The sequence below is a fragment of the Serratia sp. BW106 genome (genome assembly GCF_002607755.1).
Lineage (GTDB): Bacteria > Pseudomonadota > Gammaproteobacteria > Enterobacterales > Enterobacteriaceae > Serratia > Serratia proteamaculans.
In genome coordinates this window covers 23,066-37,994 of sequence record NZ_MCGS01000038.1, presented here as the reverse complement: position 1 = coordinate 37,994, position 14,929 = coordinate 23,066, and the positions used below count along the sequence as shown (strand labels likewise).

The window sequence follows — 14,929 nt, the reverse complement described above, 5'->3', positions numbered from 1 at the left end:
CTTAAAGAGCCAAATCTGCGTTTAATACCAGCGCCAACAGCGCCTGACGGGCGAAAATACCGTTGCCCGCCTGCTGGAAGTAGTGGGCGTACGGCGTTTTATCCACGTCGGTGGTGATCTCATCAATGCGTGGCAGCGGGTGCAGCACCTTGAGGTTGTCGCGTGCCCCGGCCAGATCCGCCGCGCGCAGCACGAACTGAGCCTTCACGTTGGCGTATTCGGAAGGGTCCAGACGCTCTTTCTGCACCCGGGTCATGTAGAGAATATCCAGCTCCGGCACCACTTCTTCAATGCTGCTGTGCAGGCTGTACTGGATACCTTTCTCTTCCAGCATCTGCAGGATGTAGGCCGGCATCGCCAGCGCGTCCGGGGCGATGAAGAAGAAGCGGTTGCCTTCAAACTTGGCCAGCGCCTGCGCCAGTGAGTGCACGGTACGGCCGTATTTCAGGTCGCCGACCATGGCGATATTGATGTTGCTCAGGCGGCCCTGGGTTTCCTGAATGGTAAACAGGTCGAGCAACGTCTGGGTCGGGTGTTGGTTGGCACCGTCACCGGCGTTAAGCACCGGAATGCCGCCGGAGAATTCAGCCGCCAGCCGCGCAGCGCCTTCCTGTGGGTGGCGCATCACGATGGCATCGACGTAGGTGCCAATTACCGAAATGGTGTCGGCCAGGGTTTCGCCCTTCTTGCCGAGTGAGGTATTGCTGCCGTCGGCAAAGCCCACCACCGAGGCACCCAGGCGGTGCATCGAGGTTTCAAACGACAGGCGGGTACGGGTTGAGGCTTCAAAGAAGCAACTGGCGATCACCTTGTGCTTTAACAGCTCGGGCTGTGGATTGGCTTTCAGGCTGGCGGCGGTGCGCAGCACCAACTCCAGATCCTCGCGGCTGAGATCGTTAATAGAGATGATATGTTTGTGATACAGCGGGTTGGCCATTTTTCACTCTCCTCGACTCGTGCCCGTGGCGCGGGGCTTTGAACAGATTTTTCAGGCAAAAAAAAGCCCCTCAACGAGGGGCTTGAAACGATCGGTTTAGCAACAGGAGAAACAACGGCAGTGTGCTGCCGATTGGCAGTCGGTTTTGTCGGTTGTGGCTAACAAAACAAACGTCGTTTTTCATGCTTTCTCCTGGCAAATTGTCGCGCATTATACTCGCGCTTTTGATCACTGCAAGCGCTAAAACGCCGATTTTTGTCCTTTCGCAATCGATTGGCTGGTGGCTTTCAGAGACGGACTGCGTTATTCGACGATCATGGGGTTCGTCGTAGCAAAATAACCAGCACAAAAATACCGCCAAGACCGGCAGTAATAATCCCGATGGGCAGTTCCTGGGGCGCGGTAATGACCCTGCTTAGCAGATCGCCGGCTGAGAGCAATATGGCGCCCAATACGCCCACCAACGGCAGCAGACGCCGGTGACGAACGCCGGTAAAGGGGCGTGCCAGATGAGGGACCATTAAACCGACAAACCCAATCACGCCGGTTAATGCCACCAGTAACGCGGTCGCCAGCGAACAACACAGAAAGACTTCGGTGCGTAAGCGACGGGTGTTGATACCCAGAGAACCTGCGGTTTGTTCGCCGGCCAGCAAGCCGTCCAGCGAGCGCCAGCGTAAGGCAATCAATGCCACCAGTACCAGCAAAGCTATCAAGGCAAAAATCAAATTATCCCAACGAGCCAGCCCCAGCCCGCCCAGGGTCCAGAAGAGCACGCTGCTGGCGGTGCGTTGATCGCCGGAAAACACCAGATAATTGGTGAAGGCGCCGAATAAAAAAGAGACCGCCAGGCCGCAGATAATCAGTTTCTCGGTGCCTTTCTGCGATTGAGTCATAAAAATAATCATCACCACCGCAGCGGAAAGTATGCCACCGACAAAAGAAGAAACCGGTAATGCCCAGGCCCCGAGGCTATTACCGAGCCGGGTGATCACCATGACCACACCGGCAGAGGCACCTGAGGAAAGGCCGAACAGGAAGGGATCGGCCAGGTCATTGCGGGTGGTGGTTTGTAATAGCGCGCCGACCAGTGCCAACCCGGCCCCGGCCAGTAACCCCAGCAGCGTTCGGGGCAGACGCAGTTCCAGCACAATGCTTTTGATCATCGGCGGCACTTCGCCAGAGGTGATACCCAGCGCGGTCATCACCTGTGAAAAGGAGAGCGACACGCTGCCTTGTGCCACATTGGCGAGGATCAGCCCTGCCAGCAATAGCGGGGCGATGACCCATGCCAACCGGAAACGCATTTTTTCCGTCATCAGATGAAGACAGTGGGGTGAAGCGCGTAAGCCAGTTTGTGGATGGCATCAATATTGACCGGCCCCGGCGTCAGCTCCTGATATTTTAATCTCAAATAACGATGATGGAGCACCGCCAGGGTGTGTTTCATCAAGGGATGTTGTTCCAGGAAACGTTGCCGTGCGTCGATATCGCCGGTGGCCTCTGACTGGTAATCCACCAAAATGATAAATTCAGGCTCCGTCGCCGCAACGCTTTCCCAATTGGTGGTCGTCCAACTGGTATTCAGGGTATCCATCACATTCTTCGCACCGGCGGCTTCAATAATCGCCGTCGGCATCGCGTAAGCCCCGCTGGTGTAGGGCTTATCCTCACCGGAATCATAAAGGAACACCTTTATCGGCTTTTGGGTCGCAACTTTGCTGTGGATATCGGCCACTTGCTGCTTCCAGCCATTGACCAGCGTTTGTGCATCTTCCTGTTTGCCGAAGACTTTACCGAGCCTGATGATGTCGTCGTATAACAAATCCAGACTGGCACGCGGGCGATGACTGTCGACGTGAATGCAGCTTTCACTCAGCACCAGCGTTTTGATATTAAATTTTGCCAGCGCCTGTGGGGTTACATCACCACGAAGCCCATAGTTCCAACCGGCGAAGAACAGGTCAGGCTCCACGGCGAGAAGATTTTCGATGGTCGGATATTTCGGTGCCAGCTCAGGGATAGTCCCTCGCTGCTGGGTGAATTCAGGGATGTTTTTATACCAGCCGGAGATCCCGGTGACGCCAACCATGGACGGCTGTAGCTGCAGGGCAAACGCCATTTGCGACATATTGATGTCTTGAATCACGGCACGCTGTGGGGCCTGGCTAAAAGTCAGTGGCTGGCCACAGTTGTCTACCGTGACAGGGAAGCCAGAAGCAGCGGCGCTTGTTGAGGTTAATACCAGTAATGCGGCGAGGAATAACTTTTTCACATCGACTCCAGGTTGATAAACCGGAGTCAGTCGCCCGGTTGATTGGAAACCGGGGCAACATACCTGAATAATTTGTATGGCAAATGTAGTTAGATCAAACAACCGTCGATTTGGGTGAATTTCAGCGGGATGAGGGCGGTAACGCCTCGAAAAAGCGTAAGGCTGCGCCGGTGATCGGGTGGCGGGCTTGCAGCGATTTCATACCAAACACCTGTTGCAGATGCGCTGACTCCAGCACCGCATCGGGGGGGCCATAACAAAGGATTTCCCCTTGATTCATCATGATGACTTTGTCGGAAAAAGGTTGAACCAACTCAAGATCATGCAGCACTTTTAAGGTGGCGATGTTTTTTTCATGGATCAGCGACAGCAGTTGGTGTCGGGCCAGGGGATCGAGATGGTTGGTGGGCTCATCAAGTAATAGCAATGTCGGCTGCTGCGCCAGCACCCGGGCGAACCCGGCACGTTGACGTTCGCCACCCGAAAGCTGGCCTAATGGCATATCTTGCAGATGGCGGATACCCACGTCATCCATGGCTTTTGCCACAATCAACGGGTGCTCGGATTGCCCCTTTTCAGCCTGCCAGGGCAAACGGCCCAGGGTCACATACTCGTTAACCTTAAGCCGTAAATCTGCATTGTCGTGCTGGCTAAGCAAGGCGATAGAGCGCGCGCGTTGCTGGGGCTTAATGGCGGATAAGGGCGTTCCCTGAAAGAGAATTTCACCTTCGCTGGGCTTGAGTTCACCGGTTATCAGCCGTAATAGCGTGGATTTTCCGCTGCCGTTTGGGCCGATAAGGGTAACGGACTCCCCTTGCTGCAGGGCAAAGGTGAGCCGGTTAATCCGCGGGGGTTTCCCTGGGCTGGCCAGGGAAATATTCTGCACCGATAAGAGGCTGTCGGTGGGCAGGTTATTCATCAGCTATCCTTTTCTGTCATCAGAAAAACGTCTCTATGGTTTCGATAACGTTGTAATCATCATCAATCAAAAACAGCGTTTTCCATTTATCAAAGGTCAGGCACGGGTGCGAGGTGGCGAACACCAGAATATCACCAACCTGCAGCGGGAATTCTGCCGGGCAGCTCAGCATGGCGTGTTGATCCATTATGCCATGGGTAATCAGATGCTGGGTGTCGCTTTCCTGGCGAACCCCGTTGCGGTAATGGGCGATTGGCTGTGGCAGACCGGCGTCGAAGGCCGCATCCCGCTTGCCAAAGTTGACGATAACCCGGCCCGGTTCCGGTACCGACTGCACCAGCGCTACCAGTTCCAATGCCGAGGTTAATTCTCCCGCCAGATCGCAGGCGTAGCGGTCGCGGGCCAGCACGGCATTTTGCGCGTCCTGGTAAATGCCCTGATCGTGGGTGATGTAGCAGCCGGGGCGGATCACCACCCGACAGTTTGCCGGCAGCGCTTCTTCACGCCAGACGTTACACACCACGTCATACCAGGAAGAACCGGCACCGGTCAGGATCGCCTCCCCGGCGTTCAACAAGCCTTGCTGGTGCAGCGTACGCAGCAGACCGGCGGCGTCACGCAGGAATTGTTCGATTTTGCTCTGGGCGTCATCGCCGTGCATCACGCCTTCATACAGTTCGATACCCTGCAGACGTAACCCCGGCAGCGCGGCTATTTCCTGTGCCAGTTGTTCCGCCTGCGCCACGCTGCGGCAGCCACAGCGCCCACCGGGTACCCCCAACTCCAACAACACATCCAGAGTTTGCCCGCGCTGGCTGAAAAACGCCGCGAGGGTTTGCGCATTGCTCAGGCTGTCGATACAGCAAAAGAAACCGCTATTGGGGTGCTGCGCTTTGAGTTCGGCGATCAGTTGCATATTGGCCTTGCCGACCAGTTGGTTCGCCATCAGTACCCGAGGCACACCGGCTTCCATGGCCACTTTTGCCTGCCAGGCGGAACCGACGCCAATCGCCCAGGCCCCTTGCGCGACCTGATGCTGGAAGATCCACGGCGTCATGGTGGTTTTACCGTGTGGGGCCAAAGAGACGCCGCGCACATCGGCATAGTTTTGCATCCAGGCAATATTGTTTTTCAGGCTGCTGGATTTAATGGCGGCGGCCGGCAGGCAGACATCCTCATTGAGCAGGTTTGCCGGCGCATCAGGGTGATTGTGCATCACGGCGGCTTTGTGGGTAACGGAGAAATCTTTTTGGTATTTCATAACATTATCCTTTAAGGGTTCTATCTTTTTCAAAATGAGTATCGTTATTAAAATTATTGATTTAACTGGTTTTTAAATATTTATTATCGTGAGTTGGGTACAAAGTATCATTTTTAGAACTGTTTTTTGTGTAGTCTTCCACTGTTTTCTTGCATTGTAAATGACAAAATTTAACCACTATGAGGTGAGGCGATGGGTGTTGAAATCGACATTATCTCGCGCATTACGGAGCGTTTTATCGAGCTGAGCAGCGCCGAGAAACGTATCGCGCAATTCATTCTGGACGATGCCGACGCGGTAACTGCGCTGCCGATCGCCGAACTGGCCCGGCAGGCTAACGTTAGCCAGGCTTCGATCACGCGGTTTGCCAAAACGCTGGGCTGCCGGGACGTGCGTGATCTCAAGGTCAAGCTGGCGCAGTCGTTGGCGGTGGGGCAAAGGTTTATTCATGAAGAGCCGGACCTGGAAGGGATCCAGGGGATTTATGAAACCATCATCAATGTCCTGAACATTAACCGGCGGACCATCGATGAAGCGGCGTTGGGCAAAGCGGTAGGGTGGCTCAGCGATGCGCGGCAAATTTTGGCGATTGGCATGGGCGGCGGCTCGACTATTTGTGCGGCAGAAGTGCAGCATCGTTTGTTCCGGCTCGGGCTGCCGGTGATCGCGCAAAGTGACGGCCTATTGGTACGCATGATGGCGGCGGCGGTGAGCAAACAGGATGTGGTGGTGGCGCTGTCACTGGGTGGCTACACGCAGGAAGTGGTGGAAAGTGCCGCCATTGCCCGCCAGTACGGGGCCAAAGTGGTGGCGATTACCCCCGCCGGAACGCCGCTGGCGGCACAGGCTGACGTACTGCTGGCGCTGGTGGTGCGGGAAAATGACTACATCTACAAACCCAGCACCTCGCGCTACGCCATGCTGGCGATGGTGGACGTGCTGGCGACGGCATTGGCCATGGCGAATAAACGCCAGTCCAGGGACCGGTTGCGTCGCATCAAGCTGGCGCTGGACAGCCATCGCGGAGGGGCCGATCGGCAGCCGTTGGGTGACTGAGCCGGTATCCCACAGACAATAACGGAAGGATGATGATTCATGCGGTATCAGTATCTGTTTAAAAATGTCACGGTGATCGACGGCAGCGGCGGGCCGCAATACCGGGCGGATGTTGCGGTCAAAGACGATCGGATCGCGGCGATTGGGCCTACCATAGAAGCCGACGCCGAGGTGGTGATCGATGGCCGGGAGCGGGTGTTGTCTCCGGGGTTTATCGACGTGCATACCCATGATGATACCAACGTGATCCGCATGCCTGAAATGCTGCCGAAGATTTCCCAGGGCGTGACGACGGTGATTGTCGGCAACTGCGGCATCAGCGCGGCCGGTGCGGTGATCAGAACCCAGGTGCCGGATCCGATGAACCTGCTGGGTGAGAAAGAACATTTCGTTTACCCGACTATTGCGGCCTACCGTCAGCAGGTGGAAGCCGTGACGCCTGGGGTGAATGTCGCGACGCTGATCGGGCATACCACCTTGCGCAGCAATCAGATGGATGATCTGTTCCGCCCGGCCAATGCCGGGGAGATCGTCGCCATGCGCGAGCAATTGCGCACGGCATTGCAACAGGGCGCGTTGGGGTTGAGCACCGGTCTGGCCTACGCCACGGCGTTTTCAGCCCCCACCGAAGAGGTGATGGCCCTGGCGGAAGAGTTGGCGGGCGAGCAGGGTATTTACACCACTCACCTGCGCTCGGAGTTTGAACCTATACTCGAGGCGATGGATGAGGCCTTCCGCATTGGCCGTCATGGCCGGGTGCCGGTGGTGATTTCACACCATAAATGTGCCGGGGCCAAAAACTGGGGCCGCACCCAGGAAACGCTAAAACTGTTCGATAAGGTGCGTCAGACGCAGGATGTGTCCTGCGACTGCTATCCCTATTCCGCCAGCTCGTCGACGCTGGATTTAAAACAGATCACCGATGAATTCGACATCGTCATCACCTGGTCCGAAACGCACCCGGAGATGGCGGGGCAGTCATTGCGGGACATCGCCGGAACCTGGTCGATGAGCCTGCATGAGGCCGGCAAGCAGCTGATGCCGGCGGGCGCGATTTACTACAACATGGATGAGCAGGATGTACGCCGGGTGCTGAGTTATCCGCTGACCATGGTCGGGTCGGATGGCCTGCCGAACGATCCGATGCCGCATCCGCGCCTGTGGGGAGCCTTCCCACGCGTACTGGGTCATTATAGCCGCGACGAAGGGCTCTTCCCCCTGACCGTGGCGGTGCACAAAATGAGCGGCATGTCCGCGGCGCGTTATCAACTGCCGCAGCGTGGGCTGATCAAAACAGGTTACTACGCCGATCTGGTGTTGTTCGATGCGTTGAAAGTGAAAGACAGCGCAACCTTCAGCCAGCCCCAACAACCCGCCGCCGGGATTGACGCGGTGTGGGTGAACGGCGTACTGAGTTATGAACATCAGGCCGTTACCGGCCTGCGCGCCGGGCGGTTTTTATGCCGCCAGGGCAAATAAATCGACAGGAGCAAGGCATGACGATCAAAAGATACGGTATTGATGGCGGCACCGGCACCGGTGGGCAACACCTGCCCTTTTCCAGAGCGGTAGAAGCGGGTGGCTGGCTGTATATCTCCGGCCAGACGCCGATGAAAGACGGTGAAGTGGTAGAGGGCGGTATTATTGAGCAGTCCCGCCTGGCGATCCAAAACTGCCTGGATATTATGCAGGAAGCCGGATATGGCCTGGAGGACGTGGTACACGTAAAGGTCATTCTGACCGATGCCCGTTATTTCCAGTCATTCAATAAAGTGTTCCGTGAATTTTTCGCCGCTCATCCACCGGCGCGTATTTGCGCGGTGGCCGATTTGGTGGTGGATTGCAAAGTTGAAGTTGATATTACCTGTTATAACGCAGCACGCATTACCCGATAGTCCCTTTCTAAAAATATAAAACGTAATAGGGTGGTTTAACCACCCTTAATAATAAAACGCCTGATTTATTTCAGGCGAGATAACGCTATTTTTATTTTCTTATTTTACTGCTACCCAACACTGACAGGATGTGAGATATGAATAATTTATCTTTCCTTATCTGGTTCGCTATCTATGCCCTCGCCATGATTGCACTTGGCTGGTATGTTTCGCGCCACCAAAAAACCGGCGATGACTTTCTGCTTGGCGGCCGTTCCCTGCCGATGTTTCTGACGCTCGGCTCGACGGTCGGCACCATGGTTGGCACCGGCTCCAGCGTCGGCGCGGTAGGCTTTGGTTATGCCAACGGCTGGGCAGGCATGCTGTATGGCATTGGCGGGGCGACGGGCATATTGCTGGTCGCCTGGCTATTTGCCCCAGTCAGAAAAATGCGCTTTATGACCATGAGTGAAGAAATTTCTTATTATACCGGCGGCAGTAAAATAATTAAAAACGTCGTCGCGCTGTTGATATTTATTGCCTCTATTGGCTGGTTGGGTGCCCATATTCTGGGGGGCGGATTATATCTGGCCTGGGCCAGCGGTATTGATATTAACGTGGCTAAAGTGATTATTGCCCTGGCCTTTGTGGTTTATGTGGGTATTGGCGGATATTCTGCGGTGGTTTGGATCGATACGGTGCAATCTATTGTGCTGTTCCTCGGCTTTATTTTGATGGCGGTGTTGGCGGTACAGCATGTCGGTGGTTGGGCTAACATTCAGCACGCGGTAGATCCCGCGGCGCAAAGCCTGTTTGCCATCGACAAACTGGGCATGTTACCGGCGTTCTCACTGGCCTTGGTGATCGCCGTCGGCGTACTGGCCACCCCTTCTTATCGCCAGCGGATTTACTCGGCGAAAACCGTCTCGTCAGTGCGTCAGTCATTCACCATTACCGGCATTCTTTACCTGTTTTTCTCCTTCCTGCCGGCCATCATCGGTATGGCGGTCTGGACCATGAACCCCAATCTGGAAAACAGCGGTTTCGCTTTCTTGTTCGGCACCCAGGTACTGCCGCACGTGGTGGCCATGGTGATCCTGGTGGCCGGGATGTCGGCGAACATGTCCTCGGGCAGCTCAGATGCCATCGCCGGGGTGTCGATCATCCTGCGTGATCTCTACACCTTGTTTACCGGCCATATGCCGGCGGAAGACAAGGCGATTCGCCTGTCGCGGATCTTCCTGGTGCTGGTGATTGCGCTGGCGCTGGTGTTTGCCCTGACCTCCAACGACATCATCAGCTACATCACCAAAATGATCTCAATGATCATGTCCGGCCTGTTTATTTGCTCAATTCTGGGCCGTTTCTGGACCCGCTTTAACTGGCAGGGGGCATTGGCGGCGCTGATCGGCGGGGCAGCAACCTCAATGGCAGTGCTGATGAACAGCGATTGGCTGGCGTTTTGGGGCAACCCTTGCTTCCCTTCGGTGATGTTCAGCCTGATTGGCGCGGTAGTGGTGACGCTGGTGACACCGGCCAACAAAATGAGCCGCGAGCAGGCGCTGGAGATGATTACCCGCGAGCGGGAAAACCGTCCGGCGGTCAAGGTGCCGTTGGGTAAAAGCGCCGCCGTTGGCCGTAACGCTTAAGCGCAGGAGAACAGCATGACCGCAAATTATATTGCCATTGACTGGGGCTCCAGCCACCTGCGTACCTGGCGCATAGAGAACGGGGCGTGTGTCGCGCAACAGCAGACGGCGCAAGGGATAAAGTTTGTCGAACCGGGCAGCCACGATGCCGTATTGATGGCGCTGCTGGCACCGTGGCGGGCGTGGATCGAAGCGCGGCAAATTCCGGTACTGATGGCCGGCATGGTCGGCAGTGACAGCGGCTGGCTGGACAGCGGCTATCAAAGGTTGCCACTGCCGGTGGAAGCGATTGCCGCCGGGTGCATTGCCGTGCCGTCCTCGCTGTGCAGCCCGGTGTGGTTACGTCCGGGGCTGGCACAGTGGGAGGAGGAGGGTGCCAACGTGATGCGCGGTGAAGAGGTGCAACTGCTGGGAGCGCTGGCCTGCCAGCAGGCTGATATTTATCTGTTCCCCGGCACGCACAGCAAGTGGGTCAAACCCAGTATTCAGGCCGATGGCGTGCTGATAGAAGATTTCTCTACCGCCATCACCGGTGAGCTGTATCAGTTGTTGCTGCAACATAGCCTGTTGGGCAAAGGTTTGGCGGAGGGCGAGAACGACCCACAGGCGTTTGCCGATGGCGTACAGGCGTCGCTGCGAGGGGAAGATAGCCTGTTGAATCGCCTGTTCTACGCCCGCTCGCGACGGGTGCTGGGTTATTTAGCGGCGGCCAGTGTGGCGTCCTGGTTATCCGGCGTGTTGATTGGTGAAGAACTGGCACAACTGGTGCGGTGCTGGCCGCAAAGCGAGAGGCTGGCGCTGGTGGGGGATGCCCCGCTGGTGACGCATTATCTGGCCGCGTGTCATATCGCCGGGAAAAAAGCAGTGGTTATCGAGGCGCAGGTCGCCATGTTGAACGGATTCGGGAGGATTTATGCAGCCTTATAAATTACCGCTGGTGGCTATTCTGCGTGGTATTACACCCGCCGAGGTCCTGGAGCATGCCAGTGGCCTGCTCGAGGCCGGGTTTGAAATGATCGAAGTGCCCACCAACTCGCCCGACTGGCAGCAAAGCGTGCAGTTGTTGCAACAGCACTACGGTGCGCGAGCGCATATTGGTGCCGGGACGGTGATCGACGACGAAAAGCTGGAGGCGCTGATCGCCAGTGGTGCGCCGCTGATGGTGACACCCAATACCGATCCGTTGTTGATCCGCCGAGCCAAAGCCGCGGGATTGATTAGCTGCGTGGGGGCGATGACGCCGAGCGAGGTGTTTGCGGCGCTGGCGGCGGGCGCGGATATCGTGAAAATCTTCCCGGCGGGTGCGCTGGGTGTGGGCTACATCCGGGCACTGGTGAGTGTGCTGCCGAAAACCACCCAACTTTACGCGGTGGGCGGCATCACCCCGGAGAACCTGGCGGACTACCTTGCCGCCGGTTGCACGGGCGCAGGGTTGGGGTCCGATCTGTATCGTGCAGGCCAAACGCCGGAGGAAACCTGGCATAAGGCCGGGCGTTTTGCCGCCGCCTGGCGCAGGGCGGTGGAGTAACCCTGCGCTGGACAACGCTTACTTGCTGACGCGATCGTAGTAGACCATGTCGGCATTCAGGCCCTGCTGGTAGCCTTTGACGTTATCGCGCAGTACCACTTCGGTTTTGGCCTGATCGATAAACACATACGGCGAACTACGCTGCAGCTCCTGCTGCATAGCGGTATACAGCGCGGTGCGCTTGGCCGGATCGGCTTCGGCCACCGCTGCCAATGTTTGTTGGCTTAACTGCGGGATCTGCCAGCCATTGAGGCCCGCTACGGTGCTGGTCTTGCCGTCGTTATAGGCAAAGGCACTGGCGTTGGAGTGGGCGTCAAAGTAGTCCGGGATCCACAGACGGATCGCGGCCTGATGCTGGCGGGCGCGCACCCGCGAATAGACCTGGCTGCCGGCAGCCGGCAACAGTTCCAGCTTCACGCCGCCCTCGGCAAAGCTGGCTTGCAGCGCCTGAGCGATGGTGATAAACGGCGGTTTGTTCTCCACGTCCAGCGTCAGCGCAGCGTTGGTGATACCGGCCTTGGCCAGGATAGCTTTGGCCCTGGCCGGATCAAAGCTGAACGGGTTGTCTTTCAGCGCCCCCGGCAAGCCGACCGGCAGGAAGCTCTGGTGAACAAAGTACTGGCCTTTCAGCAGATCTTTGGTGATGCCCTGATAGTCGATCAGATAGCGCGCCGCCTCCCAGAAGGCCGGGTTTTTCAGCAACGGATTGGCGGTATTGCCGGTGTTGAATACCAGATAGTTTTGCTCGGCGGATGGGATCTCCAGCACCTTCACACCCGGCTGCCCCTTCAGCGCCACGGTTTGGTCCGGGCCAAGCTCGCGTGCCACGTCAGCGTCGCCCTGCTGGATCAACAGACGACGGGTGGCAGAGTCCGGCACGCTTTTAATGATGATGCTTTTCAGCAACGGCTTGCTGCCCGGCGACGTCGGGTTGGCATCCAGCACGATCGCCTGATGCGGCTGGTAGACGCGCATTTTGAACGGCCCGCTGCCTGCGGAGTGCATTTTCAACCAGGCGTTGCCGTAGTCGCCGTCTTTGGCGTTGGGCTGCACCGCCTTGCTATCGACGATCGAGGCGATCGGCGTGGAGAGAATGTTCAGCGCCACCGCCGGGCTGACGTCAGCCGTCCAGCTCAGCTTCAGGCTATGTTCGTCGATTTTTCTCAGCTGTGCATCGATGTTATCCGGCTGCCAGCCGAGTACGTTGAGGATAAACGCCGGTGACTTGTTCATCTTCACCGCGCGGCTGTAGGAAAAGATCACGTCATCGGCGGTCAATGGGTTACCGGAGGCAAATACCGCCTGTGGGCGCAGTTTGATGGTCAGGGTTTTGGCTGCCGCGTCGCCCTGCCAGCTTTCTGCCAGCACCGGTACCACCTTCGCCGGATCGTCGCGATCCGCCTGTACCAGCCGTTGATACAGGCTCGGCACGGTCTGGATACTGGACAGTTCGTTGGCTTCCGCCGGATCGAGGCTGACGATATCGTCCAGCGATTGCACTACCACCAATGTATTGGGTGGCGTGGCAGCCAGCGTGGCGGTGGACAGTGCGGCAAGAATTAACAGCGGCAGGACTTTGGCTTTCATTGATATTTCCCCTGAATGCACCGCGGGCTCCGGTGCCGAGAAGTCGTTGTTATCGTTAGTTTTCGCGGCGTTTCGCCGTCAGCATGCACGGTAGAACCTTTGCCGGTGGCTGACAAAGGTTAATCGGCTATTTGATATGCTTTAAACATCTTAGACGTAATGCCTGGGATTGGCAGAAAGGAGGGCGCGGGTCTGTAAACCCGCGCGGGTGTCAGAAGGTTTCGCTCAGGGTGGCGACCATCACCGCCTTGATGGTATGCAGGCGGTTTTCTGCCTGATCGAATACCACGCTGTGCGCCGATTCGAACACTTCATCGGTGACTTCCATGCCGCCGTGCAGCCCGTATTGTTCCGCCATCTGCTTGCCGAGGGTGGTTTGGTCATCGTGAAATGCCGGCAAGCAGTGCAGGAACTTAACGTTCGGGTTACCGGTCAGTTTCACCATCGCCATATTGACCTGATAGGGTTTCAGCAGCCCGATACGCTCATGCCAGGTTTCTTTCGGCTCACCCATCGACACCCAGACGTCGGTGTACAGGAAGTCCGCGTCTTTCACCCCTTCGGCAATGTCTTCGGTCAGGGTGATCTTGGCACCGGTCTGTTTCGCCAGTGCCTGGCACTCCGCGACCAGCTCCGGCTGCGGCCAGCAGGCCTTCGGTGCGACCAGACGCAGATCCATACCGGCCAGCGCGGCGGCTTCCAGCAGAGTGTTGCCCATATTGTTGCGGGTGTCGCCGAGGTAAGCGAATTTCACCTCGTTCAGCGGCTTGCCCGGCAGGTGTTCCTGCACCGTGAGCAGGTCCGCCAGCAACTGCGTCGGGTGGAACTCGTTGGTCAGCCCGTTCCACACCGGCACGCCGGCATGTTGGGCCAGGGTTTCCACCAGATGCTGGCCGTAACCCCGATACTGAATACCGTCATACATCCGACCCAGCACGCGGGCGGTGTCTTTCATCGACTCTTTATGGCCAATCTGGCTGCCGCTCGGGCCGAGGTAGGTGACCTGAGCACCCTGATCGAATGCGGCAACTTCGAAAGAGCATCGGGTACGGGTCGAGTCTTTTTCGAAGATGAGCGCGATGTTTTTTCCCTGCAGGTGGCGGGTTTCCTTGCCTTGTTGCTTGGCCAGCTTCAAATCGGCCGACAGTTTCAGCAGCGCTTGCAGTTGCGCCGGGGTGAAATCCATTAATCTCAGGAAGTGACGTTTGTAGAACGGGTTTATGCTACTCATTGCCGTATATCCTTACCGTTTAAATTGAATTTAAATTCACTTTATATGTATGAATATTCAATTTCAACCCCGCAGTGGAAATCTTTCACGTTTATCGTGGAAGCAATGCCGACGGTGTGTGAAAATAGGCGCAATACAGGCCATTTGACTTGAGGATATAGGCATGGCAAACAGCGAACAGCTAGACGAACAACGTGAAGAGACCCGCCTGATCATCGAAGAACTGCTGGAAGACGGCAGCGATCCAGAGGCGCTCTACACCATTGAACACCATCTCTCTGCCGAGAAGTTTGAAGTGCTGGAGAAAGCCGCTGTCGAAGCCTTCAAGTTAGGCTTTGAAGTGACCGACGCCGAAGAGCTGGAAGTGGAAGACGGTACCCTGGTGATGTGCTGTGACGTGATCAGCGAAGTGGGTCTGAACGCCGAAGTGATCGACGCTCAGGTTGAGCAACTGGTGGCGTTGGCGGCACGTTGTGGCGTTAACTACGACGGTTGGGGCACCTACTTTGAAGATCCGAACGGCGAAGAAGGCGACGATGAAGAAGAAGAAGGTGACTTCATCGACGAAGACGACGACGGTAAACGCCATTAATAAACGCTGTGGGCCGGCGC

General features: G+C 56.8%; 14 protein-coding genes. 7 read left to right on the top strand and 7 right to left on the bottom strand.

Annotated features, from left to right (window positions below; translation table 11 throughout):
* Position 1: 1 nt before the first annotated feature.
* From pyrB to BEI65_RS21745, 5 genes are all read right to left on the bottom strand, one after another.
* Complete coding sequence (pyrB, locus tag BEI65_RS21765; protein WP_099065064.1) at positions 2 to 937, bottom strand: aspartate carbamoyltransferase; 936 nt, start codon at positions 935 to 937, stop codon at positions 2 to 4.
* A gap of 314 nt (positions 938 to 1,251) precedes the next feature.
* Complete coding sequence (locus tag BEI65_RS21760; RefSeq protein WP_099065063.1) at positions 1,252 to 2,256, bottom strand: iron ABC transporter permease; 1,005 nt, start codon at positions 2,254 to 2,256, stop codon at positions 1,252 to 1,254.
* A complete protein-coding gene (locus tag BEI65_RS21755) occupies positions 2,256 to 3,212 on the bottom strand; it encodes an ABC transporter substrate-binding protein (protein ID WP_099065062.1) in 957 nt (318 codons plus the stop codon). The genes BEI65_RS21760 and BEI65_RS21755 overlap by 1 nt, the downstream gene beginning before the upstream one ends.
* 121 nt (positions 3,213 to 3,333) lie before the next feature.
* Positions 3,334 to 4,131: an ABC transporter ATP-binding protein gene (locus BEI65_RS21750; protein ID WP_099065061.1), complete on the bottom strand. Its 798-nt coding sequence runs from the start codon at positions 4,129 to 4,131 to the stop codon at positions 3,334 to 3,336.
* A gap of 19 nt (positions 4,132 to 4,150) precedes the next feature.
* Positions 4,151 to 5,392 (bottom strand): amino acid deaminase, encoded by a 1,242-nt coding sequence (locus BEI65_RS21745; RefSeq protein ID WP_099065060.1) that lies wholly within the window; start codon positions 5,390 to 5,392, stop codon positions 4,151 to 4,153.
* 192 nt (positions 5,393 to 5,584) lie between these two features.
* Between BEI65_RS21745 and BEI65_RS21740 the strand changes: the two genes are divergently transcribed.
* The 6 genes from BEI65_RS21740 to BEI65_RS21715 all read left to right on the top strand — a co-directional run bounded on the left by BEI65_RS21740 (position 5,585) and on the right by BEI65_RS21715 (position 11,499).
* Positions 5,585 to 6,448: a MurR/RpiR family transcriptional regulator gene (locus BEI65_RS21740; RefSeq protein ID WP_099065059.1), complete on the top strand. Its 864-nt coding sequence runs from the start codon at positions 5,585 to 5,587 to the stop codon at positions 6,446 to 6,448.
* Between the two features lie 39 nt (positions 6,449 to 6,487).
* Positions 6,488 to 7,927 (top strand): amidohydrolase family protein, encoded by a 1,440-nt coding sequence (locus BEI65_RS21735; RefSeq protein WP_099065058.1) that lies wholly within the window; start codon positions 6,488 to 6,490, stop codon positions 7,925 to 7,927.
* A 17-nt stretch (positions 7,928 to 7,944) separates the two neighbouring features.
* Entirely contained in the window at positions 7,945 to 8,343 is a 399-nt protein-coding gene (locus BEI65_RS21730; RefSeq protein ID WP_099065057.1) for a RidA family protein, read from the top strand.
* Positions 8,344 to 8,480: 137 nt separating this feature from the next.
* Positions 8,481 to 9,971, top strand: coding sequence for a sodium:solute symporter family protein (locus BEI65_RS21725; RefSeq protein WP_099065056.1), 1,491 nt, complete (start codon positions 8,481 to 8,483; stop codon positions 9,969 to 9,971).
* Between the two features lie 15 nt (positions 9,972 to 9,986).
* Positions 9,987 to 10,898, top strand: a complete 912-nt coding sequence (locus BEI65_RS21720) for a 2-dehydro-3-deoxygalactonokinase (RefSeq protein WP_099065055.1) — start codon at positions 9,987 to 9,989, stop codon at positions 10,896 to 10,898.
* On the top strand, positions 10,885 to 11,499 hold the full coding sequence (locus BEI65_RS21715; protein ID WP_099065054.1) for a 2-dehydro-3-deoxy-6-phosphogalactonate aldolase: 615 nt from the start codon (positions 10,885 to 10,887) through the stop codon (positions 11,497 to 11,499). The genes BEI65_RS21720 and BEI65_RS21715 overlap by 14 nt, the downstream gene beginning before the upstream one ends.
* A gap of 18 nt (positions 11,500 to 11,517) precedes the next feature.
* Here the strand turns inward: BEI65_RS21715 and BEI65_RS21710 are convergent, their stop codons facing one another.
* Both BEI65_RS21710 and argF read right to left on the bottom strand, forming a co-directional pair.
* Entirely contained in the window at positions 11,518 to 13,086 is a 1,569-nt protein-coding gene (locus tag BEI65_RS21710) for an ABC transporter substrate-binding protein (protein WP_099065053.1), read from the bottom strand.
* A gap of 211 nt (positions 13,087 to 13,297) precedes the next feature.
* Positions 13,298 to 14,317 (bottom strand): ornithine carbamoyltransferase, encoded by a 1,020-nt coding sequence (gene argF / locus BEI65_RS21705; RefSeq protein WP_099065052.1) that lies wholly within the window; start codon positions 14,315 to 14,317, stop codon positions 13,298 to 13,300.
* A gap of 163 nt (positions 14,318 to 14,480) precedes the next feature.
* Between argF and rraB the strand changes: the two genes are divergently transcribed.
* Entirely contained in the window at positions 14,481 to 14,909 is a 429-nt protein-coding gene (gene rraB, locus BEI65_RS21700) for a ribonuclease E inhibitor RraB (RefSeq protein WP_099065051.1), read from the top strand.
* Positions 14,910 to 14,929: the final 20 nt, after the last annotated feature.

What these genes read in the sequence shown, in the direction of transcription:
- BEI65_RS21715 (WP_099065054.1), top strand. Translation starts at nt 10,885, where the DNA reads ATGCAGCCTTATAAATTACCGCTGGTGGCTATTCTGCGTGGTATTACA.
- BEI65_RS21740 (WP_099065059.1), top strand. Translation starts at nt 5,585, where the DNA reads ATGGGTGTTGAAATCGACATTATCTCGCGCATTACGGAGCGTTTTATC.
- BEI65_RS21750 (WP_099065061.1), bottom strand. Translation starts at nt 4,131, where the DNA reads ATGAATAACCTGCCCACCGACAGCCTCTTATCGGTGCAGAATATTTCC.
- BEI65_RS21745 (WP_099065060.1), bottom strand. Translation starts at nt 5,392, where the DNA reads ATGAAATACCAAAAAGATTTCTCCGTTACCCACAAAGCCGCCGTGATG.
- BEI65_RS21710 (WP_099065053.1), bottom strand. Translation starts at nt 13,086, where the DNA reads ATGAAAGCCAAAGTCCTGCCGCTGTTAATTCTTGCCGCACTGTCCACC.
- argF (WP_099065052.1), bottom strand. Translation starts at nt 14,317, where the DNA reads ATGAGTAGCATAAACCCGTTCTACAAACGTCACTTCCTGAGATTAATG.
- rraB (WP_099065051.1), top strand. Translation starts at nt 14,481, where the DNA reads ATGGCAAACAGCGAACAGCTAGACGAACAACGTGAAGAGACCCGCCTG.
- BEI65_RS21735 (WP_099065058.1), top strand. Translation starts at nt 6,488, where the DNA reads ATGCGGTATCAGTATCTGTTTAAAAATGTCACGGTGATCGACGGCAGC.
- BEI65_RS21730 (WP_099065057.1), top strand. Translation starts at nt 7,945, where the DNA reads ATGACGATCAAAAGATACGGTATTGATGGCGGCACCGGCACCGGTGGG.
- BEI65_RS21725 (WP_099065056.1), top strand. Translation starts at nt 8,481, where the DNA reads ATGAATAATTTATCTTTCCTTATCTGGTTCGCTATCTATGCCCTCGCC.
- BEI65_RS21760 (WP_099065063.1), bottom strand. Translation starts at nt 2,256, where the DNA reads ATGACGGAAAAAATGCGTTTCCGGTTGGCATGGGTCATCGCCCCGCTA.
- pyrB (WP_099065064.1), bottom strand. Translation starts at nt 937, where the DNA reads ATGGCCAACCCGCTGTATCACAAACATATCATCTCTATTAACGATCTC.
- BEI65_RS21720 (WP_099065055.1), top strand. Translation starts at nt 9,987, where the DNA reads ATGACCGCAAATTATATTGCCATTGACTGGGGCTCCAGCCACCTGCGT.